Here is a 25,340-nt window from a genome sequence, read left to right on the forward strand (position 1 = left end):
AGAAGCAGCTTCGGGCTGATGAGGATCAGGGAAACGACAATCGACTCCTTGCGCCTCGGCAGTGTTTCAGTGAACAGGGCCGAGGCCTATGGACCGAAGATAAGTCGCATGGTTTCCAATTGCCTGATCATTGAACGTTACTATGTCGCCACAGCGATCATTACAAGATAGCGCCCTACGCGCGAAGAGGAGCTCATCATATGCATTGGAGCTGGCGGGGCGCTCACAGTCCGAGGGAGTAGCCCGGCTCGGAAACGCTGCCTATTTGCGCCGATACCGCAGTTTCACTTAGTGGTATCAAAGGTCTGCCGTGGTTGGATCATTCCAGGTCGGACAGTTTTGGGGCATGTACACACTGGCTGATCTGGGAGTGCAGTGCTAGGCCTTGAGGGATGTAATCGAACTGCTGGCGCGCGGCTTTGCGGCTCAACGTCAACCGTTTGATGTTGAAGTTGCCCTCTGGGGTCTGTCCTATCGCTTCCCCACAAGGACGCGAGATGAACTCCGGACTGCGATCCTGGATGTTCTCGGTGACGCCGCAACACCACCGAGGGAGCCCATCAATCAGTCCACGATTACCTATCTCCCGAAAAAGCGTAAGCCGCCTTTCCGTCAACAAGTCACTTGGGAACGCAAAGCAGGTTGAAGTAGCAGGCCGTGAAGCCCGACTTGCTAAAGCCTGAACAGCCTGACCAGCGCATTGAGCGCCACCCGTAGGTTACCGATGCCCTCCTCAGCCCAGTGCAAGGCATCCTGACTTGTGCAGGCGATCAAGTAGATCACCAAACTCGACGACAAGTGCTCCGGTTCAGCGGCTCTACACGCTGAACTCGGGAGACCGCGCAACTGGTATTGCGGCGCCATTATACGACCAGAGATTTTGTTCTCTGATCTCACTCAAACGAAAATGACCATCACCTCTGAGTTTGATCCAGCGCAATTTCAAACATGGATTTTCAATCTAGCTTTTAGATAACACCCGTGCCTGCTCGTGCATCTCCACTGTCATGTAAGAGGGATACAGCATGAACACCCCCCAATCTCCGCTGAGCAACTTCGTCATGCGTTTTGCCGAAATCAGCGATCAGGTAGGCAAGCGCCTGCACATTGGCTGTGTGATGGCTGCAGGTCAGGATTGGGTCGAAGTCAGCCTACCGGAACACGCTGACCTCGGATCGAACCTTCAGGTACGATTCCTTCCCTCAGATGTGACTCACGAAGTCAAGGCCGGCTGGAGAGCCGATGACCGCATTGGTTTCACTTATGCTGCGGGTGGTCCGCCGGAAGAGCACTTTGCCGGATTACCTGGACTACTCGATCCGCGCCCGGCCTTTCTCAAGATCGGACACTGAGGAGCGCATTCCATGGATGTCATTATGTTGCTGCTCGTGCTCGTTTGCTCGGTCCTGTTCGTCTCGATTGCCGTTGGCATGACGTCGACAATCTGAAACAGAGGTCGGCTCTGTCCGTACTGCCGCTCTCAATTCGCGGGAGGCACCTGTCCCAGTACTTCATCGCTCACCATTCAGCGTGCCGAATGCCCCGCGTGTGAGATCCGCCCAAACTCAGCCAGACATTCTGGCTTAGCCGCCAGTGCCTTCCTTATCCCGGATCTCATTCTGGTTGGGATTGTACTTCGCACAATTGATCTTCAAGAGGCTCTTGGCGATCAGGTTGTTGAATTCGGAAGGGTGTTCCTGAAACTCCTCGAAGAGTTTCTGGCGCATGGAAGGAGCCCAGTTCTTGTTGATGTGCTCTGCCACCATTTGCATCGCCTCGTCTTCCGAGAACGATTGATGGAACCTGGCGATGTCGTTCGCCATGTGAACAAGATGGCTATCCATTGGCTGCCTCCTTGGTTCAGGACGCATGAGACGCAAGGCCTACCGATCAAGGATGCCACAGCAGGCGAGAAGTTCCAGACACCTTCGCGTGATTGTCAGGCGGCCAGCATTTCCATCACACCGTCCGGCAGATCACCCTCCTTGCAAATGAGAACGGCTTCGCCGTACTCGCCAATGTTCGGATCTCCGGAGCGCCTGAAGGCGATCGCACCGATCGCTCCCTTGGAAACAGCGCCACGCGCCTGGGCGATGGCCGAGCGTTCGGATGGGCATTGGATGCCCTGATCGGCCACCAATCCGTTCTCCGTTTCCTGGAAGGGAACCACCACAAAATACGTGATCTCTGCCATGACGGGTCTCCTGTGATAGACTGGAACATAACAGGAACGTGCAGGAATGTCGAGTCCCCGGGAAATCAGGGCCGGCCGAGACCGGCCCCATCGCTTCCGGCTCAAAGCCTGAACAACCTGACGAGCGCATTTAGCGCCACCCGCAGGTTACCGAGATCCTCCTCCGGCCAGTTCATCGCATCCTGATCGGTACAGATGACCCGGTAGACCAGAAGCGTCGGACGTTGCCCCGGCGACAGTCGATGCTCGCGATCGCAAGCATCGAGCACATCGGTGGCATCGCCGAACCGCCGCTTCAGCTTATCTACCACCTCCGCAGCAGGCTCGCTCGGAGTGGTTCCGAAGATACCCTCATTGATGAGGAGCCCGGCAACCGACCGCGGGCTGGGCGAAGGAAGCCCAAGTACCGTATGATGCTGCTGGTAGAGCTGGGCGAATGCTACCCCCGCCTGGTATTGCGTTTCGCTGATCATCTCCCGAAAGGCGAGGCGACCCAGAGCCGTACCAAGCCTCTCGTCCCTCGCCTGCTTCGCCGTAACCCCAAAGTGCCGGCGCCGTGCATCGATCACCGTGCTCATGGCATCCATCTCCAGCTGCTGCTTCGTGCGCTTGCCACAGGGGTAGCGCTTGCCGGGTTTGCGCTTGCGTCCAGGTGCCATGTTCAGCGTCCTTCCGTATTGGTGGTTTCGGCAAGCTCGCGCAGCAGAGCAGCGTAACCGCAGACATCGACTGCCGAGTCTTCGTGGGTGGGGTCATGGGCGAGACGGGCCAGTTTCAGGTCGAGGAGGCAGAGCACCACCTGTGACGGGGTAATTTCCCAGCCCAGCGTGCTGGACCAGCGGGCAGCGATGGCCGCCATGTTGCCGGCCGCATCGCCGTACTGGGTGCTTCGCTCGGCCACGACGTTGGCAACATGTTTGAGGAACATCTCTGCAGGAGTGCTCATGCGACACCCCCTTCCGTCTCGAGTACCCAGAGCAGGATGGCGATGGCATCCGCCTCGTTGTCATCCGCAGGCTCGAAACCGCGCTGACGCATGGCGGCGATAACTTCGTGCTTGCTAGCATTCCCCTTGCGGCAGGCATGCCGTTTCCAGGTTCCGACCGGCACGCCTTGGTACGGGATACCGCGCCCCTCGCACCAGGCGGTCAGCGTAGCGAGCAGTCCGCCGAAGACATGTGCTGCGTCCGTGCCGATGTGGCGGCGCACTTCCTCGAAGTAGACGACATCGATGCCGCCGGTAACCTCGAGCGTCTGTTCGAGCCACCGTCCGAAGCGGAGGTAGCGCATGCCTCCGCCTTCGAAGCGGGTCGGACGGAACTCGGCCGTGCCATGCAGGATCCGGCAGCGGCCGTTGCGGACAGCCCAGCCAGTGGTGCTGCCCAAATCGAGCGCGAGAATGCTCGCGACGTTGTCAGGTGATTGGGTCATGACGACCTCCTCTTCGGGTTGGCGGCCGGGGCGATGTCGCTGTCCTGTGAAGGAGGCGCATCGCCCGGACCCGAAAGGGGTCTGGTCAGGTCATCTGCCAGGCGGAAAACCGCCGGAGGCTTTCTTCAGTTTCTTCAAGAGCCGTTCTTGAAGGAAGTCGGGGGTTAAGTCCTTGAGATGACTACCCTCTGTACCTTCTTTCAATATTTCTATTATTTCAATGGATACTCAATTCTATCTATAACGCGCGCGCGGGGATGCACATACATACATGGCACTCCTTGAAAGATTGAAAGAAGGGTCCGCGCAGAAAAACCCGATTCAGATCAGCCACTTCTGAGGCAACTTCTTTCAATTGAAGAATGGGTGGCATTGAAGGAAGCCCTCAGACCACGACGCGGTAGATCATGGCCCTGCGTCCACCAGTCTCCCGCATCGCCGGTTTGATGTCCCCGCTTTCGATCAGAGTATTGAGAATGTCATCGCGATCGCGCGCCTTCAGCCACTGCGATGCGCGCGTAAGCTCCGATTTCGTCAGCCCGCTGCTTCCGGCGACACGGATGATCTCCCGAAGGCGCTTCAAATGGGCCTCCGTCTCGGTGTCCGCGACATGACGCTCGACGGCCTCCATCGTCCGGCCGGCAAAGTGCCGCACGAAGCGGATCGCCCACTCGGCATCATGCGCGTCGATGACAGGTTGCGCCGAATCACGCCCCACAGCGATGATCAGCGCCAGCTTCATGGCATTCTCGCCGATGCGGGCGAGGATCGAGGTGAAGGCCGTTCCGGCGGCGGATCGAAGTTCCACCGTCAGCTCACGACTGAGCATCGCAGAGCAAGTCCTCGCATCCCCCGTCATCGGCACAACGGCAGCATCCACAGCGGCGCTTGCGCCGGAGGTCTTGCCGACAAGATTGCCACGCTGCCGACCACCACCAGCGGCGATCCTTTGCAGGCCTTCCAGCAGCTCCCGCGGCGCCTCCCGCAGTCCTGCCCCGAGATTTTCGTCGGGATAGCTGTCCTCGCTGGGCAGGATGAGGAAACGGGCGAGAGAGCCGTCCGCCACGTTCGCCCCCTGCAAGGCGCCCCAGAAGTGCAGCGGCGTGGTCGTGCCGTAGACAGAAAGGCATGGCTCGACGATGTCGCGCCGCTCGTTCATGCCGTCCCGATTGGCATACTCGGCCCCCAGGAATATGCCTCCGGCGGCCGTGAAGAGCTCCGTCATGTTGTCGAGTATCTCGGTGATGTGACGCGGGCTGCGCTTCCTGTCCGCGGCGGCCGAAAGGAACATGCCGAATTCGTCGATCTGAAACAGGATGGCGGGCTGCCGGTGAAGTGCCGTCAGCAGCCCTGCCCCCGAGGCGATCTTGTTGCCACCGAGGTGATTGGCGAGCCCGGCCTCGAAGAACACCTCGTTGACGATTTCGCGGGCGTGGTTCTTGCCGGAGCCACTGTCGGCGATGCCGACGACATAAAGGTTCGACCGGAGATTGCTCTCCGTCCGGTAGAGCCTGCCCATCAGCGCTCCGATGGCGCAGAGGCTGGCGCCGAGCGACAAGAGCGGCTGCGGCCGGCGGGCGGTGGCAATCATGTAACGGGTGAGATCTCCCACCAGGCCACCCGGAATGACCAGATCGAAGGGCGCGGCAGGAGCAGTCGCAGGGCGCGGGTTCGAAGGTTCCGAGAGTTTCTCCAGCAGTGCGCTGGCCGGATGCGCATCTTCAACAGGCAATGAGCCATCAAGCACGAGACCCGCGTCAGGAACCCAGCCGCGCTCCATCGCGAGATGATAGATCGTGCCCGCGCCGATGCTGTTGGGCTTGAAGGACACCCAGCTTCGTGCGGTGAAGGCATCGTCATTCTTGGCTGCCTGCGCCGACCAGGCGACGAACAGCTCTGCCCCGTCCTCGCCCAGCGCACCCTTGAGCGCCAGACCGACACGCACCCAGCTGTCGTAGTCGAGCTCGGCGTTGGGGATGAAGGCCAGCGCCGCGCGGATTGCAGGGAGTGTTCCCCTCCGGGTATGGGCTGGCAAGCCAGAAGTGCTTGCCCCATCGCAAAGCGATGCCGGGCGCTGTTCCGCTGGAAGGCGCGAATAGGCCTCATCGAGAAACGCGCGCGCCATGTCCTCGTCGATCTCGGGCAGGCTGGCGACATCAATGTCCGCAAGTCCCTCCTCCGGCCACGCGTAGGGTTCGCCTGTTGCGGGGTGGATCGCATAGGCGACGAACTGCTGGCCGAGGCACAACACCTCCAGCGGGTGGCGCTTGAGGCCTTTGAAGGGCGCCGACGTCCGGTAGACCAGCATTCGCTTCGGAGCCTGGCCGATACGAATGGCCGGGGTGTCGCCAAGGCGCGCGCGTGCCAGTTGCTCGATCTCCAGCGCCAGTTCCGGATTGTCGGCGATGTCGATATCGACCGCCGCCACGGCACCTCCCACGATGCCGATGCCGCAGCCAGGCCAGCGCGACCAGGACTTGAGCTCGATCTCCGTCGTCGGTCGCTCGGAATGGCGGTTCCATTCGGGATAGTCGCTCCACGTGCCGCGCGTAAGACGTCCCGGCTTCTTGGTGCCGGGCGCGACCGGGAGAATGGAATAGCCATTGCTCAGCAGGCGTTCGCCATGGCGCGCCATGAAGTTTTCGTTTGCCATCAGAACGGCACTCCTTGTTTCATGGCGTCAAGCCGATTTCGGTCGGTGGACGCGAGCTCGCGGAGGCAGTCGCAGTAGCCCGTGACCACGCATTCGATGAAGGTGGTCCACTCTTCCACCGTGAAGGAGGCGAGATCGGTCTTGCCAAGGCTGTCGAGATACTCGCCGCCCATCTGGCCGCCATGCTCCATGGCCGCTTTCTCATTGGGGCTCGGATCGATCATGCCTTTCCTCCCGTGACAGATGTCCTGGCAGACGCGACTGCAGAGCCGCCGGCGGGTCGGGTCCCGGCGGGGGTCGGAAGCCCGGTAGTTGGCGTCGAACCAGCCATGGTGGCGCGGCTCGCGATGGCAGACGGCGCAAAGGCCGACATCGGTGGCGTGCATGCTTCGAACCTGTGCTTGGAGATTTCAGTGAATTTGCCGTTTGAACGGACGAAGATGTGGCTCGGACGCAGCAACCCGCCGGACGCATTCAAGGCCTCATCGACCGTCCGCGGGAACGGTGCAACGGACCGGCGCTCCCACCAGCCTTCGGCCTTGAGCCGGGCATAGCCCTGATGCTCGAAGCAGACCCATTCCTTGTGGATCACGAAGCCACAATGATATTCGGCCCTGAGCGAGGGCGGGCTGCCTTCCTTCACGTGCTTCCTGTAGGTGACGGAGCTCACCTCCACCCAGCGGTCACGTTTCCCCGACAGGATGGCGAGTGTCGACGCCGTGGGTGCGATCTTCACCTCCGGTGCCGGAAACTCATAGCCGCAGTCCGAGCATTCGCTCGCGGCGATGGGAAGAATGCTCTCGCATTCCGGACAGACCTTTGTGGGAGCCTCGCCTCCACCAGCTCCGCCAGGCCTGCGTGGTTCCACGAGGTCGATAGGTCCATGGCGGCTGACATTGCCGGCGAAGTCGAGGACGAGGCAGTTCGCCTTGCCTGGCGCCAGACGCGTGCCCCGACCCGCCATCTGGACATAGAGACCGGCGGACTTGGTGGGGCGCAGCATCGCGATGAGATCGACACCCGGCGCATTGAAGCCAGTGGTCAGCACGCCCATGGACGCCAGTGCGCGGATTTCTCCGCGCTTGAACGCGGCGATGATCTTGTCCCGCTCGTCCTTCGGCGTGTCACCGAAGATGGTCGAACAAGTAATGCCACGGCCGCGGAACTCCTCGGCAACATGGCGGGCGTGCTCGACGCCCGAGCAGAAGGCAAGCCACGACTTCCGCTCCGCGCCGTAGGCGATGACTTCCGAGACCGCCGCCCGGGTGATGGCCTCCTTGTCGACAGCCGCCTGCAGCTCGCTGGCAATGAACTCGCCGCCGCGGCTGCCGACACCTCCGACATCTAGCCTCGTCTTCGGCTGCTTGCTGACCAGCGGGCAGAGGTAGCCCCGGTCGATCAGCTCGCGCACCGACACCTCGAAGGCAAGATCGGTGAACAGCGCCGCATCGCCCTCGTGCAGCATCCCGCTGTCGAGGCGATAGGGGGTTGCGGTGAAGCCGATCACCTTTAGCTTCGGATTGATCGCCATAAGCTCGTCGATGAAGCGCCGGTACATGGTGGCTGAGGAAACCGGGATCAGATGCGCCTCGTCGATCAGTACCAGATCGCAGTGACCGATCTCGACCGCCTTGCGATGGACCGACTGGATGCCGGCGAAGAGAATGCGGGCATCCGCCTCCCGCCTGCCGAGACCGGCGGAGTAGACACCCGCCGGTGCCTCGGGCCAGAGTCCCAGCATTTCGGCATGGTTCTGGGCGATCAGTTCCCGCACATGGGTCACGATCAGGATGCGCTGGTCGGGCCAGGTCTTGAGGACGCCCTCGGAGAAGGCAGCCATAACAAGGCTCTTGCCCCCGGCCGTCGGGATCACGATCAGCGGATTGCCGGTGTGTTTCCCGAAGTAGGCGTAGATGGCATCAATGGCTTCCTGCTGGTAGGGACGAAGTTTCAGCATGACTCCACCTCGTCTTCGCTCCGCGCATCATTGACCCAGCACGAGCCGTCCTTCATGCGATAGGCGACGAAGTCATCGCCCGCGCCGCTCACTTCACCGCCGACAAGATCGGGTATGAACAGGTGCTTGCTACAGGCGATGCGCTGATCGATGGAATCGGGCATGTGGCCGTGCCGGGCGCAGTGCCAGCCACCCTCGACGGGGGTCGAGTGCAGGCAGGTCCGGCAGGTGACGGCGGCCTTCGCACCCTCGTGGCAGACGGCACGGTGGCTGCACATGCGGCACTCGAACCAGGAGGCGTCTTCGCTGATCCGGAACGGCGGTCGCGGCGCATCGATGATGCGCGAGGCCTTGGCCATGAGCCTTCCGGCCTCCTCGTGATCGACCTCCACACGCTCGGCGTAGAGGGCATCGGTGTCCTTGCAAACGGCGAGGTAGAAGGCCCGGGAAATCCCCATCAGATGCATGTAGATCTGCATCTGTGCGGCATGCTGGGGCTTCGAGGCGGCAACGCCCTTGGAGCCCAGCTGTCCGAAGCTCTTGGCCGAATGCGTCTTGAACTCGAGCACATGCCAGGTTTTCGGGGCCTCGCGGAGCCCCAGCGCGATGCCGTCCAGAGAACCGCCGAAGTGACCGCCATGGGCCTCGACGCGGAACTGGCGCCCCGTGGCGGGATCGACCTCCAGCACGGTGGCACCCGTGGCACGGAGATTGCGCACGAGACGTTCTTCCTCGCGTTGTCCGGTCTCGAACAGGCGCAGGATGCGGCCCTCGTGCCGCGAGCATGTGGCCCAGCGGAAGTCGTACCAGAGGGCGCGCTCGCAGGACTTGCCGATGAGCGACGCGCCGAGATGTTCCCGGAAGCCGTCGCCTTGGGCAGTTTCGTATGTGGCGAGGATTGCATCGACGGTGGGGGTGGGTACCGGAGGGAGCTTGACCATGACTCAACCCTCCCCAGCGACGAGGCACCGGGCCTCGTTCAGTACGGTGGCCCAACTCGCCTCGTCATGGTCCCGGCGCACCACCTCGATGATAGCGTCCTTGAGCCTCGCCTTGCGGCGCGCGGTAACGGGGCCGGTCGCAAGCAGTTCGACGCGCTCGCGCTGCAGGTGCCGCATGGCCGTCTTGGCGCGGTGGAACCAGCTGGGATCGATCTTCTTGCCCCGGGCCTGACGCTCGAGATCGGCAGCCGCGATCTGCGTGCGGATACGCGCAATGGCGTCGTCCAGGGCGGCAAGCCGCAACCTGCGCACATCGGGGCCGGCGTCGGACAAGGCTCCGGCGGCCGCGGAATCAGCGGAATGAAGGGTATCCATCGATGTCTCCGTAAGTTCGAGGGGAAGACCGCCGCCGAAGGCCTGAGGAAGCCCGGCAGCGGCCTGGTTTTGCCTCAGGCCTTGGCTTTCCACGGTGCCGCGTTGGGGCGCTGCGGCGCCGTGGGCGTTGCCGTGGTGGCGGGACGGACCGGACGCTGCGGCGCTGCCGGGCGTGCGGGCGCTGTGGGCGCCTCGTCCTTGGGCACGAGGTAGCGGATCTGGTTCCGCTCCTGTCCGCCGTCCTTGGGCTTCCTGATCGAAACCCGGATGGTCATGGGCTTGAAGTGCAGGTCCTCGGAGTCGCTGACATGCAGTTCCCCCGTCGCATGGCAGATCGCCGACAGCGTGCGCTGGGCCATTTCCACGGTGGTGGGGTTCTGGTTGATGAGGTTCAGCTGGTCATAGACCTTGCGGCCCTGATACTGGCCCTCGAGAATGTCCATCCCGATCCAGAGATACTCGCCGGTCCCGCTGCGGGTGGGGCGCATCTCGCTCTCAACGATCTGGGCAAGATAATCCCCGGCCGGGAGAAGCTCGTAACCGGTGAGGGGCTCGACGCCGCTGGCGTCGAAGGTGGTGTCGAAACGTGCCATTGTAATGGTTCCTGTGATGGTGTGTGGGGTCAGTCGAACTTGGGCATGGCCGCGGCGAAGGCGTCCCAGTCCAGGGGAAGGACATCGGGAAGCCCGTAGCGGTTCTTGGCGAGGAAGGCGGGACGCTCGGCGGTGTAGAGAACCCGTTCGCCACTCCCGAGCGCACGGGTCACCTTCTTGTTGAACCCGACATCCGATTTCACCGTCGAGATGCGGTAGTTGGCGAACAGCACGATGTCGGCATGTTCCTGCAGCAATGCCGCGGCGCGTGCGTGAAGCTTGATCACGTAGCGGTCGTAGGGCTCGTGTTCGGGGCTGTCGAAACGCTTGATGTCGGTGTGCGCGAGCTGCACCACCATCATCCGGCGGTCCTCGCGGAGCGCATTGATCCAGTCGAGGTACTGGCGCCACAGGTCGAGGGCCGCGATATAGCCCTTGCCGTAGCCGGGTTCCTCGATCGTCGACCAGTTGTTGATCTTGCAGGCATGCTGCCAGATCAGCGGCTCCAGCCAGTCGAGGCTGTCGACCACCAGCGTGCGGTGCTCATGCGGTTCGGCATGGAGCGCTGCCAGCGCCTCGATGACCTCCTCGAAGCTCCGTGCCAGGGGAAAGTGCGGCAGCTTCAGGGTGCCGAGACCGTCCTCGGTGCAGACAGCGACGGCCTTGTCGCTGCCGGCGGCGAAAGTGGTCTTGCCCACCCCCGCCACGCCGTGGACGATGATGGCCGGTGGCGTGAGCTGGCTCGAGGTCTTGAGTGATGCGAGAGAGATTGCCATGGCGGACCTCACTGCGCGTTGGTGGTTGGTGTGGTCGTGACTGCGCCTTCGCCCAGCGGGGTGCCGCCGGCAGCTATGCCCAGCAGGAAGTCACGGAGCGCATAGAGCTGGTCACGGGTGCGGTCGTGATTGCCGATCGCGTCGGTGACGATGCGCAGCGCAAAGCCGATCGCCTCGGCATCGGCCAGGGCAATTGCCTCATTGAGGCGGTGGTACCGGTCGGGACCGACTACGTCGATCAGCCGGGCGGCAAGCTCCACATGGGAGCGGGTCTGGATTGCGGACATGAGTTCTCGTTCCGTTGTTTGACGGTTGAAAAAAGCGTCGATTGAGAAGGGCTGAAGGTTCAGGCGTCGTTGGGCGGCCCGGTCGCCATCGGCATGCCGCCAGCCGGCGCAACTATGTCCGCGGCGGCGGGCTTCTCGCGGTTGCTCTTGCGCGGCTCACGGGCCAGGGACTGGATGATGCGATAGACGGGCTTCTGCTTCGGCGTATCGGCGCGGCGGACCGCGATGTACTCCCAGCAGCCCATGGAGACGCGGCGCTGGATCAGGTGGACCCAGTTCTCGTCGCCCAGCATCCAGGCGGCATTGCCAAGCTCGCCGATCTTGCGGCGGACGGCCTCGGAGTAGCCGTCGATGTGCGGGAGACGGTCGCGGCTCAGATGCCCGGTGTAATAGACAATCCGGGCGCCGGGCCTGGCGTCGGCGACCCAGACGCAGAGGTCGACGTCGTTCATGATGTCGGTAACCGTGAGGTCCCGGCTCCGGGGGAAGATCGAGGAGTTGGTTGCGATGTTCAGCATTAGAGACCTCAGTTGCTCGCTGCCACGTTGACGGTGGACGGTTTGAGACCTGCCGCGATGAGGCGAAGGCGCAGCTGACGGAGGGCGCGGTAGAAGGACGCCGCCGGCAGTGTACCGGCCCGCTGTGCGCCCGTGACGCTCCCCTCCTCGGTAATCGCATCGAGGATCTCGGAGAGAGATGGCGGCAGGCGCCGGCGTGCGGCCTTCACGTCGATCGACAGCAACGTTGCGGCTTCAACATGACTCCTGGGATCCGCGAGGTCGTCGGTCGGGGTGTTCTCGATGATGGCGGAGCGAAGGTGCTGCGCCAGGAGCGTCAGCGCAGCATGGCGGGTCACAACCGTGACGAAGGCACCCCAGGAGCCACGTTCGGCGTCGAACCGGTGGGCCCGCTGGAGGAGATCGAGCAGGATGTCCTGGCGGTGATCGTCACGGTCACGTGCAGGATCCCTGACCTGCCGCGCCAGCTGTCCTGCACGGCGATTGGCTGCACTCATGGCAACCGCAAGTGCAGTCTGGTCCTGCAGTGGAAGGGGTATGGAGTGCTGAAGCATTCTGCGTCTCGTCGGTGGCGTTGTTGCGAACGCCCCGAGGAGAACACCGCCGCTCCGGGGAAAGCGAGGCGGAATGGGGAATAAAGGGGAATAAATACCCTTGCCGATTTATTCCCCGAGTTTTCGTGAACAGGAACAAATACTTCTCAATGAATTTGGCTTTCCGGGGAATAATTGGGGGGCGGAATTGGCGGCAAATTCGGGGAAGAATTCCGAATTATTCCCCACCTCCAAAATCTCCCTCTGGACTCTTTTGACGAGTGGAACATATAGTGAACACTCAACAGGCAATCCGGCCGGGAGGGCTCCCCATGACACTGTCGCTGACCTACGCTCCATCCTTCCCCGACCGGCGGAATGCCGATGATGCCCCGCGCTTCTGGCTGGTGGCCAATATGCTGCGCCGGCAGGTTTTTCCGCGGGAACCGGAGCAGCCGCTGGAGGCCTCCGACATGCCGAAGCTGTTCCCCGGGATCGTCATCAACGGCCGGGCGGTCGAGATCGCCTGGGACTTCCAGCACCACGTCCACGACACTGCGGGGCTCGAGGTCTATGGCGTGTGCGAGACGGACGCGGAGCTTGCCGGCACCGCAAACGTTTGCATCAACGGCCCCCTTCTCCACAACCGGCCCGACATCATGCTGAGCACGGCCGCGCACGAACTGGGGCATGTGGTGTTCGACATCCCCGAAACGCTTGGAGGTCAGGCCGCGTCCTATCGGCACTACCGGTCGGCAGAGGCTGCCGACAACGCCTTCCGGAACGCCGCAGCGGTCTGCTTCTGCGAATGGCGGGCCAACGAGTTCATGGGTGCCCTACTCGCCCCTGCGCTCGCCGTGCACCGCCGGCTTCTGCACCACGCCCGCAATGAGCGCCTTGCCATCGTGAGGACCAGGAGCGCCGGGCATCCGGCGTGGCCGGTCGTGTCGGGCGACAACGACCCCGACGCTGTAGCAGGTATCACCGAGGTTCTCGCCCAGGAGTTCGGGGTATCGCCGCGCTTCATGAGCGTGCGCCTCGACCAGTACAAGCTGATCACGCGCAGAAACCGCACGGGAGGACGCTCATGAGCTTCGGGCTTTATATCCGCCAGCGCCGTATCGAGATGGGATATGGCCTGAACGAGTTCTCAGGGCGGATCGGAATCTCGCCGGCCTATTGGTCGCGCGTCGAGCGCGGGATCGAGAAGGCGCCCCGGGACGAGCTGATCGAGAAGACCGCAGCACTGCTGGGCATGAGCGTCGATGAGCTCTTCCTGCAGGCGGCGCGTCTTCCGCCCGACATGCAGAAGGAACTGCCGCAGGTTGTGTCGCTATACCGGCGGTTCAATTCTTCCGCCCGGCCTTAAGCTTTTCGACCACTTCTACCTGACACATCACACCCGCGGGACGGCGTCCGGCGGCAGGCATCGTTTTCTCGTCCGGAGCGTTCCATGACCTATTTTTCAAAGCCCTTTTACCATGTCGATGAAGTCCTCACCCGCTGGAGCCTGACAGAGCGGGATCTGATGTCCTTCGTGCTGTCCGGAGCATTGACTGTTTCCGCAACAGTTGCCGGCCTCAGGGTCACTTATGGCCTCTGCCGCCCGTCCGCTGCGGGTGTCGTCGACCGGATTGCCACCAGCCACAGCTACATCATCGGTCTCGTTCCCCTGACCCAGAGCGATGCCTGGCGGGTTCTCCGCCATGGCGAGGTTGCGATCACGACGCTCGCGGCCCCGGCAGAGCAGTTCGCCATGATCGAAAATGCGACCGGCGACAACCAGCACCTCGTCCAGAAGAGCGATCTCGTCGTCTCTCACGAGGAGTTCCTACGGTTCGAGAAGGTTCACCCCGCCTTGGGAGCCCTGGATGGCGGTAGCGATCTCAGCCGCCGCGGCGCACCCTCGAAGTACGACTGGGACGATATCTGGGTTGAGCTCTGCGCCATGCTCTTTCTCGAAGGGATCCCGGAAACCCAGGCCGAACTGGTTCAGCATGTGGCCGCATGGCTTGAGGCCCAAGGAAAGCGTGTTCCAGACGACAGCACCATCAAGAAGAAGATCAAGCCGCTGTGGCAAAGGCTTCGCGCGGAAGGCTCTTTGCAGGCTGCCAAACAGCAATCGACCCCCTGAGAGTAAATCGGGAGCGCGCAAGTAATACACAGGCAGAGACCATGGAGCCCGCTGCCCGTGAATCAACATTCCCATCCCACCCGCATGTCCCCGGACGACCGGCTCGCAGAAGTGGGCCGCACTCTGGCCACCGGCCTCATCCGCATGTTCGCGACACAGTCCAGTTCTTTATCTGCGCCGCAGTCTCAGACAGTTGTCGACTTAGCACCCACCAAGAGCGGTGCTCACCGTCGCAAACCGCACAACCGAGTTGGAGGGTAATGATGCAAACTGCGACGAAACCGAAGCCACAGGGACTCCCGCGGCCGGGAGAAGACGCCGCCACGGACGGGGCCGTGTTGGCCCAGCTGGCGGCCATGCAAAAACTGTCGGTCAACGAGCTTAAGGCCAAATGGGAGGCGCTGTTCGGCACCCCTGCTCCCAATAATGCCCGCGCATTCCTGGAGCTTCGGATCGGCTACCGAATACAGGAGCTGACCTATGGCGGCCTCACCCGGGAAACCCGCCGGGTGCTGGATCTGCTGGCCGACGAGGTCGAGGGCAAGATTTCGCGCAAGAACATGGTGGCCGACCCCCGCAATCCTGTGGTCGGCACGCGCCTGGTGCGGGAGTGGGACGGGGCTGAGCATACCGTCACAGTGCTGCGGGACGGGTACGACTGGCAGGGGCGGAAATTTCGCTCCCTCTCTGCGGTTGCCAAGGCGATCACCGGCACGAACTGGAACGGCTTTCGGTTCTTCGGGATGCGCGAGAAGAAGAGGGAGAACCGGGCATGAGCAAGTCATCTGTGGTCCAGATGCCGAAGCGCTCGCGGTGCGCCATCTACACCCGCAAGTCCACGGAAGAAGGCCTCGATATGGAGTTTAACTCCCTCGACGCACAACGGGAGGCCTGCGAGGCTTATGTTGCCAGTCAGCGGTCCGAGGGCTGGGCAGCCATCCGCGAGCGTTATGATGATGGTGGGTTCTCCGGCGGCACGCTGGAACGCCCTGCCCTGAAACAATTGCTCAAGGACATCGAGGCCGGTCTGATCGACGTGATCGTCGTCTATAAGATCGATCGCCTCAGCCGTTCCTTGATGGATTTTGCGAAACTGGTCGAGGTGTTCGACCGAAACAACGTCACTTTCGTCTCCGTCACCCAGTCCTTCAACACCACGACGTCGATGGGGCGCCTGACGCTCAACATCCTGCTGAGCTTCGCCCAGTTTGAGCGCGAGGTGATCGGCGAGCGCATCCGCGACAAGTTCGCGGCGTCCCGCAAGCGCGGCATGTGGATGGGCGGCTTTGTACCCATGGGCTATGACGTCAGGGACAGAAAGCTGGTTGTCAATGAAACCGAGGCCCAGACTGTCCGCATGATATTCGAGCGCTTCGTGGCACTCGGCTCCGCCTCGACGCTGGCGCGCGCACTACAGGCTGAGCGGGTGCTCAACAAGCGGGGGAAACGCATCGACAAAGGCTTCCTCTACAAGCTCCTCAGAAACCGGGTCTACCTCGGCGAGGCGGTTCACAAGGGAACTTCCTATCCCGGCGAGCATACGGCCATCATCACCCAGGACCTCTGGGACGGCGTACATGCCATTCTGAAGGAAAGCCCTCGCTCGCGTGGGGCAAAGAACCGACGGGGCTCCGAAGCCCTTCTCAAAGGAATGATATTCACCGCCGCTGGCACGGCCATGACACCGACCTACACCCGGAAGGGCGAACGGCTATACCACTACTACGTCTCGATGGACGCCATCCGCAACCGGGAGACCGACGGAGACACCGGCCCTGCCCGCCTGCCAGGTGCCATGGTAGAAGAGGCCGTCATCGCCGAATTGCGCCGCCTCGTAGCGACGCCAGACGTTGCCGCACGGGTGATCGAGACCTGCCGTCAGGCGGACCACCGCTTGGATGAACGTGCCGCCATCGAGGCGCTGAGAGACTTCAAAGGCATCTGGGAGCGGCTGATACCCGCCGAGCAGTCGCGGATCGTCCGCCTACTGGTTCAGCGGGTCACCGTCAGCTCTCAAGGCCTCGCCGTCGACCTCCGCAACAACGGCATCGCGATGCTCGCCAGAGAACTTACCGTGACCACCCAGATGAGAGCAGCGGAATGACCAGACCTGACGACACCATCCGCGTAGTCATTCCGCTCGCCATCCGAAAGCAAAACGGGCGACCGAAGATCTTACCCCCTGATAATACTCAGGCCTTGGAGTCGCGGTCCCAAGATCCGCATATCTTGAAGGCGCTTGGAAGAGCTTGGGCGTGGCGACGGAAGCTCGAAAATGGAGAAGTCGCGACGGCAGGTGAACTGGCGAAGATGGAGGGTGTAACGGAGCGGTTTGTCAGCCGGACAATGCGTCTGGCATTCCTATCGCCTGAGGTGCTTCATCACCTCTTAATAGCAAGAGAGCCACCAGGCCTAGCGGTCAACATGCTCATTGCCACGTCTAGTCTGCCTTGGGGAACCCAGCTTAGCACCGCCCTCTCTATACCTACTCGATCACAATAAGTTCACGCGCAACGTCGCAGAGGCGCTCACCGCCGCCCTTACCGACGACGAAGGATTCGGAGATCGCAACTCCGAAATCCGCGAGCCAGAGCCCCGACTGGATATGGAAGCACATGCCTTCCTGGAGCTCCGTCGTATCGCCGGGGCGCAGGCTCACCGTGCGCTCGCCCCAATCGGGCGGATAGGACAACCCGATCGAATACCCGACGCGGCTGTCCTTCCTCAGACCATTGCGGCGAAGGACCGCCTGCCACGCGGCCTCGACCTGTTCGGCGGTGTTGCCGGGCTTCGCGGTGGCGAGGCCCGCATCCACGCCTTCGACCACGACCTTGGCAACGTCCAGCATCTGCTGCGGCGGCTTGCCGAGATAGATGGTGCGGGTGAGCGGCGCATGGTAGCGGCGACGCGCGCCGGCGATCTCGATCATGGTCAGGACGTCGTCGGGCAGCGGTTTGTCCGTCCAGGTGAGATGCGGCGTCGAGGTGCCCTCGCCCACCGGCATGAGCGGGCAGATGGCGGCATAGTCGCCGCCTGCCCCCGGCACGCCGATGGTCTGCGCTTCGTAGATGGCAGCGATCACGTTCTGCTGCGGCATACCCGGCTTCATCACCTCGATGGCGCGGTTCATGGCATGGGTGCAGATGCGGCCGGCATCCCGCATTAGCCTGACTTCGGCGGGAGACTTGATGAGGCGGGCCCAGTTCACGAGGTCGGCGTTGTTGGCGAATGTCGCCTCGGGCAAACCTTTGGTCAGATGCTGGTGGCAGCGCGCCGTGTAGTAGTGCGCATCCATCTCGACGCCGATGTGGGCCTTGCCCCAACCGCGTTCGCGGATCAGTTGTGCGAGCTCATCGTAGGGGTGGTTGACGGGATGCTGCACCAGCGGCTCTGAGAAGGGCACAATGTTCTGGTCGGGGAGGTCAGTGGTGATGCGCGCGCTCTTGGCGTCCTGCGCGCGACCGAACCAGATGGGCGTCTCCTCATCGATATGGACCAGCACACATTGCGGCACGTAGAAGGACCAGCCGTCAAAGCCGGTGAGCCAGCACATGTTGGCAGGGTCCTGGCAGACTATGAGATCGAATCCAGCCTTGCGCATGCTGGCCTTGGTATCGGCAACGCGGCGCGCGAATTCCGCCGGCGCGAAGAGTTTCTCGAAGATGTCCATGTGAGCGTTGTCCCCGTTCAGGCCTTGATGAGTGTGCCGGCAGCCGCAGCGCGTGCCGCCTTGAGTGCGAAAGTGGCGATGGCGGTGTCCTGCGCGCCGGTGCCGGTGAGATCGCAGATGGTAATGTCGTCCTGGCTCCTGCGTCCGGGCCTGCTGTCCGACACGATCTCGCCCAGTTCGGGGGGCATGACGTCCGTGAGGTGACCTGCCTCCCGCGCGCTGCGAAGCTCGCCCAGCTTCTCGGCCTGCGAGATGCGGTCGCAGACATAGATCGTCGCACGCGCAAGGGCCGCCGCCTCGATCTCGTTCTTGCCCGCCTGGTCGGACCCCATGGCGGTTATGTGGAGGCCGGGATGGAGCCACGCGGCTTTGAGCACGGGTTCGCGGGCAGGTGTGGTGGTGATGACCAGCTGGCTGTCCTTCACCGTGCGCTCCGCCGAGGCAGCTTCGGCGGCGATACCGAGACGCGATGAGATATCCTTCGCGCAGGCTTCCGCCTTTGCAGCATCGCGGCCCCAGACCAGCACCTTGCGGAAGGGCCGAACGAGATGGGCGGCCTCGACCTGCAGGCGCGCCTGCACGCCGGTACCCAACACGCCCGCTGTTTCAACCTCAGCGGGGGCGAGATGTCTTGCCGCGACCGCACCGGCAGCGGCGGTGCGCACATCCGTCAAGTAGCCATTGTCGAGCAACAGCGCCTCGACCAGCCCGGTCTTCGCCGAGAACAGGATCATCAGGCCGTTGAGGCTCGGCAGGCCAATCCTGGGATTGTCGAAGAAGCCGGGGCTCACCTTGATGGCGAAGCCGTCGAATCCGGGAATGTAAGCCGTCTTGACATCGACCTCGCCATGCGCGTCCGGAATGTCCATCGACAGGATCGGCGGCATCACGACCTTGCCTGTCGCCAGCATGCGGAAGGCGTCCTCGACGACCGCCACGGTGTCATGCCCCAGGCTCACGCAGCCCCGGAGGTCCTTCTCGGTGAGAACGTAGATGTCGCGCATGTTCATCCCTTCACTTCCAGGCCGCCCAGCGTGACGGGCTCGCCGCGGCCGATGGCGAGTACCTGTTCCATGGGTGCGTTCTGGCCCGAGACGATGATGGCCGCCGGGCCGTCGAGCTTCACCTTGCCTGCGAGCAACGCGGCATGGCCAACAGCCGCGGCACCTTCAGCGACGAGGCGTTCCTCCAGCAGTAGCACGCGCATCCCGCGATAGATTTCCGACTCGTCCAGCAGCACCACGTCGTCGACGAGGTTGCGGCAGAGATCAAAGGTCCAGCGGTTGCGGAGTCCGATCCCGCCGCCGAGCGAGTCGGCAAGCGTGGGCAGTTCCTCGACCTCGACCGGCCGACCCGTCATGAGGCTCGCCTGCATCGCCGCACCACGCTTCATACTGATGCCGATGATACGGATGGACGGCTTCAATGCCTTCGCCGCGAGCGCGATTCCGCCGATCAGGCCGCCGCCCGAGAGCGGCACGAGGATAGTTTCGATGTCCGGACGGTCCTCGAGGATCTCGAGCGCAATCGTGCCTTGACCCGCAATGACGTGCGGATGATCAAAGGGCGGAATGTCGGTGAGACCTTCCTCTCGCACCATTCGGTCCGCCTCGACTTGCGCCTCATCCTGGCTCTGACCCACGCGCCGGACTGTTCCGCCAAGCGCTTCGATGGCGCTGATCTTTACCTCCGGCACGAGATGCGAGAGGCAGACAGTGGCGCGCATCCCCAGTCGCCGCGCGGCGAAGGCCACGGCGCGACCGTGATTACCAGTAGAACAGCACACCACGCCACGTGCGCGCTCATCCCCCCCCAGCAAGGACAGTGCATTAGCCGCTCCGCGCAGCTTGAATGCACCGATGGGTTGCAGCGTTTCGAGCTTTAGGAAGACAGGCTGTTTGGTAGTACCCTCAAGGCAGCGGGAGGCAATGAGGGGCGTCTTTACCGCCATCCCCGCAATGGCTGCACGCGCGACCTGGACCATACCCACATGGAGTTCGCGACCGCCAGTGCAAGCCATTGCTCGTGCAACCCTCAGCCGATGATTTCGTCGGCTATGACCGCCACGCAGTCACCGGGCTTCACGAGGCCCAGGAAATGCCGAGCCGTGAACAGGCCCGATCGACGAGCCCGCAACTCCACTGGTTTCAGGCCCGTTCGCCCGATGGGGTAGATGAAGGCAATGATCTGCTCCTTTTGTACCTTGTCCCCCAAGTCGGCGCAGAAGCGGACAAGGCCATGGTCCTCGGCGAAGGTGAAGCAGTCGCCATCGGGCATGTCGAGCCACTGCGTGCTGCGCACTTCAGGCTTGCCCTTGAGAATCCCGGCGGCGATCAGCAGGTTGCGGCAGCCGTCAATGGCGATCTGCGCGGTGCGGGCGGATGCGGTGCCGCCGCCGCCGAGCTCAGTGGTAACGAAAACCTTTCCCATCTCCTCGGCTGCTGTATCATACATGCCTACAGCGTCGATTTCGAGCATCTTCACAGAATAGGGCGCGCCGAAGGCCCGCACGAGCTCGAAGGCGCGCGCCTCCTGCTGCTTGTCAGGCAGGATATGCGCAGCGCAGAAAGGCAGGAAGTCCAGCGTCTTGCCGCCCGAGTGGAAGTCCAGCACCACATCGGCCATGGGCAGCAGCACGCGCTGGAAATAATCGGCGATTTTTTCCGTCACCGTGCCGTCGGGACGCCCAGGGAAGGCGCGGTTCATGTTGCCCTTGTCGATGGGCGAGGTACGTGTGCCTGCGGCGAAGGCCGGCTGGTTCATAGCCGGAACGATGATAACGCGGCCTCTGACATCCTCGGGCCGAACGCTGCGCGCCAGCTCGAACAGTGCGATCGGCCCTTCATATTCGTCGCCATGGTTGGCGCCGGTGAGGAGCGCGGTTGGGCCCTCACCGTTCTTCACCACCGTCACCGGGATCATTACTGAGCCCCAGGCGGCATCATCGCGGCTGTAGGGCAGCCGTAGAAAGCCATGCTGGATGCCGTCCGAATCGAAGTCCACCGTGGCCGAAACCGGCGACGGCCTAACCTGAGTTTCCATCACTTCACCCCTTCACGACTAACTTGCGCGGCGTCTTGCTCAGACACTCGACGCCCGTGTCCGTGATCAGGATCGTCTCGGAGAGTTCAAGTCCGCCGTCATCAAGCCACAGCGCTGGCATGAAGTGCAGCGTCATGTTGGGCTCCAGTACAGTCTTGTCACCACGGCGGATGGAAAGTGTGCGCTCACCCCAATCCGGCGGATAGGAGAGGCCGATCGAGTAGCCGGCGCGCGAATCCTTGTGGAAGCCACGTTTCTGAAGCGTTCCGAAGAAGGCCTCCGCCACCTCGCCGCAAGTGACGCCGGGCTTGCACTTGGCGAGCCCCGCCTCGGTTGCCTCCGACACCGCCCTCTCGGCATCGAGGAACTTCTGCGGCGGCTTGCCCAGATAGACGGTGCGCGACAGCGGCGCGTGATAGCGCTTGTAGCAACCGCCAAGCTCGAAGAAGGTACCCTCGTTATTTTTAAAGGGGCGGTCGTCCCAAGTGAGGTGCGGAGCGGTCGCATCAATGCCCGACGGCAGCATCGGCACGATGGCGCAGTAATCACCCCAGTGGCCGCCTGCACCGAGGATCGCCTGCTTCTGGATTTCGGCGACCAGTACGTTCTTGGGAAGACCCGGCTCGACCAGTTCGATCACCTTCGCATGCATAGCATCGACTATAGCGGCGGCACGGCGAATGAACTCGACCTCGCGCGAACTCTTCACTTTGCGCTGCCAGTTAACCAGACCCGTCGCATCAGAAAAGCGCGCCTCCTTTAAATGACTCCGGAGGGTCTCGCTGGCCGCGGCGGAGAACCAGTAATTGTCCATCTCCACGCCGATCCGCGCCTTCGCCCAACCGCGCGACGTGATCACCTGCGAGAGCTGTTCCATCGGGTGCTTCAGCGGGTTCTGCACATAGGTATCATCATAACCCACGATGTTGTCCGGTTGCATAAAGACGGTACGCCTCGCACCCTGCGCGTCCATCGCGCGGCCCCACCAAATGGGCTCCCCCTCGAGCCCGACGAGAACGCCCTGGTGCACGTAGAACGACCAGCCATCATAGCCCGTAAGCCAAGCCATGTTCGAAGGGTCTGAGACTATAATGAGTTCCAAACCCTTCTCGACCATTGATTGACGCGTGCGTTCAATGCGGGCGCCATACTCCTCACGCGTGAAGCGCAGTTCGACATCGCTCATTTTTATCTCCTATAGGATCAATTCAATATATTCGGATTTCGCTATCTGAGCGTCTCAGCACCTTAGTGGGGTAGCTGCAGAGCCATCAGGCGGCCAGGCGCCAGCGCGCCCGACACACCGCAGATGCGCGCGGCGTTCCAGGCGGCAGCATAGTTGGACGATAGCGCAGTGGTCCCTGTCGCTGCCTCAATGCGGCCGATGATACCCGCGGCGCGCACCGCCGTGCAGGAGATAAACAGCGCGTCGGACTGCGGGGACGTCGCATCGCGCGCAAGCTCAACGAGCTCGTCTTGGGCAATACGCGCCATATCACGGTCATCCGTCATGTTGAGGCAGGTGAAGCGGTCAATCGTGTAACCCACCGCCTCGAACATCTCTGCCATTGGACGCGAGGTATCGGGCGTGTAGGGTGTAAGCACCGAGAGGCGCCTCGCTTTGAGTGCCGCCAGACCCTTGAGCGCGGCGGATACCGGCGTCACCACAGGGCATCCGGGTTTGCCGCGCGTAACTTGCGCCTGCACCACGTCGTCACCAATGCAAACCGAGGCCGAGGTGCAGCCATAAACGATTGCGTCGAGGCTCTCGCCCGGCAGGATGAGCGCGGCGCCACCTGCGAGGTCAGGCTCCATGGCTCGCAGGCGCTCCGGCGTCACAGGGTTTACGAAAGGAATGCGCGCCACGTAGATGCCGATTCCTGCGGGTGCCAGGATGCGGGCGAAGTCTACCTCCGTCGTGTGATCGGTGGACAGCGCGATGAGACCGATACGGTGCATCACAGGGCGCAGATCAAGCTGCGGCGCACGCGGAGAGATAAGGATGTCGATCACTTTGCAAGCCTCCCATAGCGACGCTCGAGCCATCGCAACAGGATGACTGACAGCAGGCTCATCACCAGGAAGAAGGCACCGACCAGCGTCATGGGCTCGATATAGCGGTAATTCGAATTGGCCACGGATTTCGCTTGGTTCATAAGCTCCAGCACCGTGATGGCGGAGAGCAGCGGCGTCTCCTTGAACATCGCGATCAGGTAGTTGGCAAGTGCAGGAATCATCGGCGGCAGGGCCTGCGGGATGACGACGTGGATCCAAGTCTGCGGTACCGTGAGGTTGGTCGCGCGTGCCGCCTCCCACTGGCCCTTTGGCACGTTTTCGATGCCGGCACGATAAACCTCGGCCGTGTAGGTCGCATAGTGAAGGCCCATGCCTATGACACCAGCTACCAATGGCGGCAGCACGATTCCGACATCTGGTAGAACAAAGAAGATGAAATAGAGCTGCACTAGCAGCGGCGTACCACGGATGAATTCTATCAGCATCGCGGTGGGTTTAGCGATCCAGCCATTTCGCGAACGCTTGGCGATGGCCAGCACCAGCCCCAACCCAGCGGCGACGAAGGCAGATAGAATAGTTATAAGAACCGTGAGTTTTAGCCCCTCCAAAAGGGTGGGCATGATCTTAGCGACAAAGGCCCAATCCCACTCCATCTCATCGAACTCCGTCGAGGCCACGTGTCATACGACGCTCAAGCCCACGCACTGATGCGGAGATCGCCAGCGCCATGATGAAGTAGAGAATGAGGATGGTAATGAATGGAAATAGCGTGCTCCCCGTCTGGGATCGTACGACCTGAGCTTGGAAGGTCATGTCGGTGAGGGAGATTAGGGAGACCACAGCAGTTGCCTTTAACAGCTCGATTGCGTTATTCCCGAAAGTCGGAAGCATCAGCGGCACGGCTTGGGGCAATATCACGTACCACATGCGCTGGAAACGCGTGAAGTTAAGCGCGACTGAAGCTTCAGACTGGTCCCTCGGAACCGCTAAAATCGCACCGCGCACGACTTCTGCACCATAGGCACCAACGTTGAGACCGAGCGCCAGAACACCCGCCAGTAGCGGCGACAAAGTGATTCCAGCAAAGGGTAGAACGAAATAAACCCAGAACAGCTGCACAAAGATTGACGTGCCACGGAAGAACTCGATGTAAATGCTTGACAGCCACCGGACGGGCGACCAGGGAGCGATGCGACCGAGGCCGGCGACGAAGGCCATGAGGAGCGCAAGTGCTGATCCCATTATTGTTAGCTCCGCCGTAACGGCAGCACCATCAAGGATCATCTTTAGATAACCGTACCATTCGGTCATGTTCACCGGCCTCGTGACGAGAATGGGAGTGAGGCGGCGCACCCTAGAAGCAGGGAGCGCCGCCCGCGTTGCGCTTTATTCGCCGCAGAGTTTGGCGCGGCTTGTGGCGCTCGCTGCCGCAGCCGAGAAGCCGTAGGGCTCTACGATGGCGGCGAATTCGCCATTGGCTTTCATCTTTGCCAGTTCCTTGTCGAAGGCGTCGCGCAGGGCCACATCTTCTTTGCGGAATGCCGCGCCATCACAATAGACAGGCGCACCCTGCACCGGAGCGACCTTCTCGAGGTTCGGATCATTGGCCTTCTTCATGAGGTCCGAGATAGAGAGCACAGGCAGCGAGTAGACATCAATGCGACCGTCTTGCAGCATCTTGAGGCCAGACTGACCATCTGGGACTACGATTACTCGGTCCCGCGGAACGCCGGCTTCGAGTGCGAGCTTTTCCTCGGTGCCGCCACCTGGCGCGCCGATCTTAGCATCCGGGTTGGCAGCGATGTCTGCGAATGACTTGAAGCCCTTGGGATTACCCTTCAACACTAGGAAAGACTCTGCGTCGCAGAGAATGGGTTCCGAATAGGCGACAGCTTGGCAGCGCTCCGGCTTCATGAACAAGCCGGCGGTGATGGCATCATGACGGCGTGCCTGAAGCCCCGGGATCATAGCCCCATACTCGCTAATTGAGGCCACAACGTCATTCACACCGAGGCGCTTGAAGATGACACGCGCGACATCCGGGGCGGCACCGGAGACGGTACCGTCTGCCGCAACGGCCGTGAAGGGTGGCTCGTTGGCGATAGCGATTCGCACAAACCCCTGTGCCTTCAGGTCATCCAGCGTGTCGGCTAGGACCGATGTCGGCGCAAGCAGTAGCGTCAAGGCAATCAAAGTCTTCTTCATGACGTCTCTCTCCGT

30 protein-coding genes are annotated in these 25,340 nt (G+C 62.2%); 6 read left to right on the forward strand and 24 right to left on the reverse strand.

Going from position 1 to position 25,340, the window contains the following annotated elements; all coding sequences use genetic code 11:
* The first annotated feature begins 1,025 nt into the window (after positions 1-1,025).
* Positions 1,026-1,352, forward strand: a complete 327-nt coding sequence (locus DK847_RS20380; protein WP_146256066.1) for a hypothetical protein — start codon at positions 1,026-1,028, stop codon at positions 1,350-1,352.
* A gap of 231 nt (positions 1,353-1,583) precedes the next feature.
* On the opposite strand, the gene DK847_RS06840 is transcribed toward DK847_RS20380, so the two are convergent.
* From DK847_RS06840 to DK847_RS06910, 15 genes are all read right to left on the reverse strand, one after another.
* Entirely contained in the window at positions 1,584-1,844 is a 261-nt protein-coding gene (locus tag DK847_RS06840; protein ID WP_111197103.1) for a formate dehydrogenase subunit delta, read from the reverse strand.
* 95 nt (positions 1,845-1,939) lie between these two features.
* A complete protein-coding gene (locus tag DK847_RS06845; RefSeq protein WP_111197105.1) occupies positions 1,940-2,194 on the reverse strand; it encodes a hypothetical protein in 255 nt (84 codons plus the stop codon).
* Positions 2,195-2,295: 101 nt separating this feature from the next.
* The gene (locus tag DK847_RS06850) at positions 2,296-2,853 is read right to left on the reverse strand and encodes a hypothetical protein (RefSeq protein WP_111197107.1); all 558 of its coding nucleotides are present in this window, start codon (positions 2,851-2,853) and stop codon (positions 2,296-2,298) included.
* Between the two features lie 2 nt (positions 2,854-2,855).
* Positions 2,856-3,140: a DUF6378 domain-containing protein gene (locus DK847_RS06855; RefSeq protein WP_146256067.1), complete on the reverse strand. Its 285-nt coding sequence runs from the start codon at positions 3,138-3,140 to the stop codon at positions 2,856-2,858.
* Positions 3,137-3,625, reverse strand: a complete 489-nt coding sequence (locus DK847_RS06860; protein ID WP_111197110.1) for a crossover junction endodeoxyribonuclease RuvC — start codon at positions 3,623-3,625, stop codon at positions 3,137-3,139. The genes DK847_RS06855 and DK847_RS06860 overlap by 4 nt, the downstream gene beginning before the upstream one ends.
* 385 nt (positions 3,626-4,010) lie before the next feature.
* Complete coding sequence (locus DK847_RS06865) at positions 4,011-6,278, reverse strand: PriCT-2 domain-containing protein (RefSeq protein ID WP_111197112.1); 2,268 nt, start codon at positions 6,276-6,278, stop codon at positions 4,011-4,013.
* Positions 6,278-6,502, reverse strand: a complete 225-nt coding sequence (locus DK847_RS06870) for a DUF6511 domain-containing protein (RefSeq protein ID WP_111197114.1) — start codon at positions 6,500-6,502, stop codon at positions 6,278-6,280. The genes DK847_RS06865 and DK847_RS06870 overlap by 1 nt, the downstream gene beginning before the upstream one ends.
* The gene (locus DK847_RS06875) at positions 6,499-8,235 is read right to left on the reverse strand and encodes a DEAD/DEAH box helicase (RefSeq protein ID WP_111197116.1); all 1,737 of its coding nucleotides are present in this window, start codon (positions 8,233-8,235) and stop codon (positions 6,499-6,501) included. Before DK847_RS06875 ends, DK847_RS06870 begins: the two co-directional genes overlap by 4 nt.
* Entirely contained in the window at positions 8,229-9,176 is a 948-nt protein-coding gene (locus tag DK847_RS06880; RefSeq protein WP_111197118.1) for a PD-(D/E)XK nuclease family protein, read from the reverse strand. Before DK847_RS06880 ends, DK847_RS06875 begins: the two co-directional genes overlap by 7 nt.
* A gap of 3 nt (positions 9,177-9,179) precedes the next feature.
* The gene (locus tag DK847_RS06885) at positions 9,180-9,551 is read right to left on the reverse strand and encodes a hypothetical protein (protein WP_204508257.1); all 372 of its coding nucleotides are present in this window, start codon (positions 9,549-9,551) and stop codon (positions 9,180-9,182) included.
* Between the two features lie 74 nt (positions 9,552-9,625).
* Positions 9,626-10,144 carry a DUF669 domain-containing protein gene (locus tag DK847_RS06890; protein ID WP_111197120.1) on the reverse strand — a complete coding sequence of 173 codons (519 nt, stop codon included), beginning with the start codon at positions 10,142-10,144 and terminating at the stop codon, positions 9,626-9,628.
* Positions 10,145-10,173: 29 nt separating this feature from the next.
* The gene (locus DK847_RS06895; RefSeq protein WP_111197317.1) at positions 10,174-10,920 is read right to left on the reverse strand and encodes an ATP-binding protein; all 747 of its coding nucleotides are present in this window, start codon (positions 10,918-10,920) and stop codon (positions 10,174-10,176) included.
* A gap of 8 nt (positions 10,921-10,928) precedes the next feature.
* Entirely contained in the window at positions 10,929-11,207 is a 279-nt protein-coding gene (locus DK847_RS06900) for a hypothetical protein (RefSeq protein ID WP_111197121.1), read from the reverse strand.
* A 59-nt stretch (positions 11,208-11,266) separates the two neighbouring features.
* Positions 11,267-11,725 carry a hypothetical protein gene (locus DK847_RS06905; protein WP_111197123.1) on the reverse strand — a complete coding sequence of 153 codons (459 nt, stop codon included), beginning with the start codon at positions 11,723-11,725 and terminating at the stop codon, positions 11,267-11,269.
* A gap of 8 nt (positions 11,726-11,733) precedes the next feature.
* A complete protein-coding gene (locus tag DK847_RS06910; RefSeq protein WP_161957180.1) occupies positions 11,734-12,222 on the reverse strand; it encodes a sigma factor in 489 nt (162 codons plus the stop codon).
* 368 nt (positions 12,223-12,590) lie between these two features.
* Between DK847_RS06910 and DK847_RS06915 the strand changes: the two genes are divergently transcribed.
* The 5 genes from DK847_RS06915 to DK847_RS06935 all read left to right on the forward strand — a co-directional run bounded on the left by DK847_RS06915 (position 12,591) and on the right by DK847_RS06935 (position 16,496).
* Positions 12,591-13,349, forward strand: coding sequence for an ImmA/IrrE family metallo-endopeptidase (locus DK847_RS06915; RefSeq protein ID WP_111197127.1), 759 nt, complete (start codon positions 12,591-12,593; stop codon positions 13,347-13,349).
* Positions 13,346-13,627, forward strand: coding sequence for a helix-turn-helix domain-containing protein (locus tag DK847_RS06920; protein WP_111197129.1), 282 nt, complete (start codon positions 13,346-13,348; stop codon positions 13,625-13,627). Before DK847_RS06915 ends, DK847_RS06920 begins: the two co-directional genes overlap by 4 nt.
* A gap of 84 nt (positions 13,628-13,711) precedes the next feature.
* Positions 13,712-14,392: a hypothetical protein gene (locus DK847_RS06925; RefSeq protein WP_111197131.1), complete on the forward strand. Its 681-nt coding sequence runs from the start codon at positions 13,712-13,714 to the stop codon at positions 14,390-14,392.
* 335 nt (positions 14,393-14,727) lie between these two features.
* Positions 14,728-15,168 (forward strand): DUF2924 domain-containing protein, encoded by a 441-nt coding sequence (locus DK847_RS06930; RefSeq protein ID WP_245414538.1) that lies wholly within the window; start codon positions 14,728-14,730, stop codon positions 15,166-15,168.
* Positions 15,165-16,496, forward strand: coding sequence for a recombinase family protein (locus DK847_RS06935; RefSeq protein WP_111197133.1), 1,332 nt, complete (start codon positions 15,165-15,167; stop codon positions 16,494-16,496). Before DK847_RS06930 ends, DK847_RS06935 begins: the two co-directional genes overlap by 4 nt.
* Positions 16,497-16,877: 381 nt before the next feature.
* Here the strand turns inward: DK847_RS06935 and DK847_RS06945 are convergent, their stop codons facing one another.
* From DK847_RS06945 to ehuB, 9 genes are all read right to left on the reverse strand, one after another.
* Positions 16,878-18,062 (reverse strand): M24 family metallopeptidase, encoded by a 1,185-nt coding sequence (locus DK847_RS06945; RefSeq protein WP_111197136.1) that lies wholly within the window; start codon positions 18,060-18,062, stop codon positions 16,878-16,880.
* Between the two features lie 17 nt (positions 18,063-18,079).
* Entirely contained in the window at positions 18,080-19,066 is a 987-nt protein-coding gene (locus DK847_RS06950; protein ID WP_111197138.1) for a cyclodeaminase, read from the reverse strand.
* Between the two features lie 2 nt (positions 19,067-19,068).
* Entirely contained in the window at positions 19,069-20,082 is a 1,014-nt protein-coding gene (gene eutB / locus DK847_RS06955) for a hydroxyectoine utilization dehydratase EutB (protein WP_111197140.1), read from the reverse strand.
* 14 nt (positions 20,083-20,096) lie between these two features.
* A complete protein-coding gene (doeB, locus tag DK847_RS06960) occupies positions 20,097-21,104 on the reverse strand; it encodes a N(2)-acetyl-L-2,4-diaminobutanoate deacetylase DoeB (protein WP_425358683.1) in 1,008 nt (335 codons plus the stop codon).
* Between the two features lie 4 nt (positions 21,105-21,108).
* Positions 21,109-22,290 carry an ectoine hydrolase DoeA gene (gene doeA / locus DK847_RS06965; RefSeq protein WP_111197144.1) on the reverse strand — a complete coding sequence of 394 codons (1,182 nt, stop codon included), beginning with the start codon at positions 22,288-22,290 and terminating at the stop codon, positions 21,109-21,111.
* Positions 22,291-22,352: 62 nt separating this feature from the next.
* A complete protein-coding gene (eutA, locus tag DK847_RS06970; RefSeq protein ID WP_111197145.1) occupies positions 22,353-23,150 on the reverse strand; it encodes an ectoine utilization protein EutA in 798 nt (265 codons plus the stop codon).
* On the reverse strand, positions 23,114-23,773 hold the full coding sequence (gene ehuD, locus DK847_RS06975) for an ectoine/hydroxyectoine ABC transporter permease subunit EhuD (protein WP_111197321.1): 660 nt from the start codon (positions 23,771-23,773) through the stop codon (positions 23,114-23,116). The genes eutA and ehuD overlap by 37 nt, the downstream gene beginning before the upstream one ends.
* A gap of 1 nt (position 23,774) precedes the next feature.
* A complete protein-coding gene (gene ehuC / locus DK847_RS06980) occupies positions 23,775-24,431 on the reverse strand; it encodes an ectoine/hydroxyectoine ABC transporter permease subunit EhuC (protein ID WP_111197147.1) in 657 nt (218 codons plus the stop codon).
* Between the two features lie 75 nt (positions 24,432-24,506).
* Entirely contained in the window at positions 24,507-25,325 is an 819-nt protein-coding gene (gene ehuB / locus DK847_RS06985; RefSeq protein WP_111197149.1) for an ectoine/hydroxyectoine ABC transporter substrate-binding protein EhuB, read from the reverse strand.
* Positions 25,326-25,340: the final 15 nt, after the last annotated feature.

This window comes from Aestuariivirga litoralis, assembly GCF_003234965.1.
Taxonomy (GTDB): Bacteria; Pseudomonadota; Alphaproteobacteria; order Rhizobiales; family Aestuariivirgaceae; genus Aestuariivirga; species Aestuariivirga litoralis.

What these genes read in the sequence shown, in the direction of transcription:
- DK847_RS06855 (WP_146256067.1), bottom strand. Translation starts at nt 3,140, where the DNA reads ATGAGCACTCCTGCAGAGATGTTCCTCAAACATGTTGCCAACGTCGTG.
- ehuD (WP_111197321.1), bottom strand. Translation starts at nt 23,773, where the DNA reads ATGGAGTGGGATTGGGCCTTTGTCGCTAAGATCATGCCCACCCTTTTG.
- DK847_RS06890 (WP_111197120.1), bottom strand. Translation starts at nt 10,144, where the DNA reads ATGGCACGTTTCGACACCACCTTCGACGCCAGCGGCGTCGAGCCCCTC.
- DK847_RS06935 (WP_111197133.1), top strand. Translation starts at nt 15,165, where the DNA reads ATGAGCAAGTCATCTGTGGTCCAGATGCCGAAGCGCTCGCGGTGCGCC.
- DK847_RS06910 (WP_161957180.1), bottom strand. Translation starts at nt 12,222, where the DNA reads ATGAGTGCAGCCAATCGCCGTGCAGGACAGCTGGCGCGGCAGGTCAGG.
- DK847_RS06950 (WP_111197138.1), bottom strand. Translation starts at nt 19,066, where the DNA reads ATGCGCGACATCTACGTTCTCACCGAGAAGGACCTCCGGGGCTGCGTG.
- DK847_RS20380 (WP_146256066.1), top strand. Translation starts at nt 1,026, where the DNA reads ATGAACACCCCCCAATCTCCGCTGAGCAACTTCGTCATGCGTTTTGCC.
- DK847_RS06850 (WP_111197107.1), bottom strand. Translation starts at nt 2,853, where the DNA reads ATGGCACCTGGACGCAAGCGCAAACCCGGCAAGCGCTACCCCTGTGGC.
- DK847_RS06860 (WP_111197110.1), bottom strand. Translation starts at nt 3,625, where the DNA reads ATGACCCAATCACCTGACAACGTCGCGAGCATTCTCGCGCTCGATTTG.
- DK847_RS06885 (WP_204508257.1), bottom strand. Translation starts at nt 9,551, where the DNA reads ATGGATACCCTTCATTCCGCTGATTCCGCGGCCGCCGGAGCCTTGTCC.
- DK847_RS06845 (WP_111197105.1), bottom strand. Translation starts at nt 2,194, where the DNA reads ATGGCAGAGATCACGTATTTTGTGGTGGTTCCCTTCCAGGAAACGGAG.
- DK847_RS06865 (WP_111197112.1), bottom strand. Translation starts at nt 6,278, where the DNA reads ATGGCAAACGAAAACTTCATGGCGCGCCATGGCGAACGCCTGCTGAGC.
- DK847_RS06840 (WP_111197103.1), bottom strand. Translation starts at nt 1,844, where the DNA reads ATGGATAGCCATCTTGTTCACATGGCGAACGACATCGCCAGGTTCCAT.
- eutA (WP_111197145.1), bottom strand. Translation starts at nt 23,150, where the DNA reads ATGGCTCGAGCGTCGCTATGGGAGGCTTGCAAAGTGATCGACATCCTT.
- DK847_RS06870 (WP_111197114.1), bottom strand. Translation starts at nt 6,502, where the DNA reads ATGATCGATCCGAGCCCCAATGAGAAAGCGGCCATGGAGCATGGCGGC.
- DK847_RS06905 (WP_111197123.1), bottom strand. Translation starts at nt 11,725, where the DNA reads ATGCTGAACATCGCAACCAACTCCTCGATCTTCCCCCGGAGCCGGGAC.
- DK847_RS06945 (WP_111197136.1), bottom strand. Translation starts at nt 18,062, where the DNA reads ATGGACATCTTCGAGAAACTCTTCGCGCCGGCGGAATTCGCGCGCCGC.
- DK847_RS06875 (WP_111197116.1), bottom strand. Translation starts at nt 8,235, where the DNA reads ATGCTGAAACTTCGTCCCTACCAGCAGGAAGCCATTGATGCCATCTAC.
- DK847_RS06900 (WP_111197121.1), bottom strand. Translation starts at nt 11,207, where the DNA reads ATGTCCGCAATCCAGACCCGCTCCCATGTGGAGCTTGCCGCCCGGCTG.
- doeA (WP_111197144.1), bottom strand. Translation starts at nt 22,290, where the DNA reads ATGAGCGATGTCGAACTGCGCTTCACGCGTGAGGAGTATGGCGCCCGC.
- DK847_RS06880 (WP_111197118.1), bottom strand. Translation starts at nt 9,176, where the DNA reads ATGGTCAAGCTCCCTCCGGTACCCACCCCCACCGTCGATGCAATCCTC.
- ehuB (WP_111197149.1), bottom strand. Translation starts at nt 25,325, where the DNA reads ATGAAGAAGACTTTGATTGCCTTGACGCTACTGCTTGCGCCGACATCG.
- ehuC (WP_111197147.1), bottom strand. Translation starts at nt 24,431, where the DNA reads ATGACCGAATGGTACGGTTATCTAAAGATGATCCTTGATGGTGCTGCC.
- doeB (WP_425358683.1), bottom strand. Translation starts at nt 21,104, where the DNA reads ATGGAAACTCAGGTTAGGCCGTCGCCGGTTTCGGCCACGGTGGACTTC.
- DK847_RS06925 (WP_111197131.1), top strand. Translation starts at nt 13,712, where the DNA reads ATGACCTATTTTTCAAAGCCCTTTTACCATGTCGATGAAGTCCTCACC.
- eutB (WP_111197140.1), bottom strand. Translation starts at nt 20,082, where the DNA reads ATGGCTTGCACTGGCGGTCGCGAACTCCATGTGGGTATGGTCCAGGTC.
- DK847_RS06920 (WP_111197129.1), top strand. Translation starts at nt 13,346, where the DNA reads ATGAGCTTCGGGCTTTATATCCGCCAGCGCCGTATCGAGATGGGATAT.
- DK847_RS06915 (WP_111197127.1), top strand. Translation starts at nt 12,591, where the DNA reads ATGACACTGTCGCTGACCTACGCTCCATCCTTCCCCGACCGGCGGAAT.
- DK847_RS06895 (WP_111197317.1), bottom strand. Translation starts at nt 10,920, where the DNA reads ATGGCAATCTCTCTCGCATCACTCAAGACCTCGAGCCAGCTCACGCCA.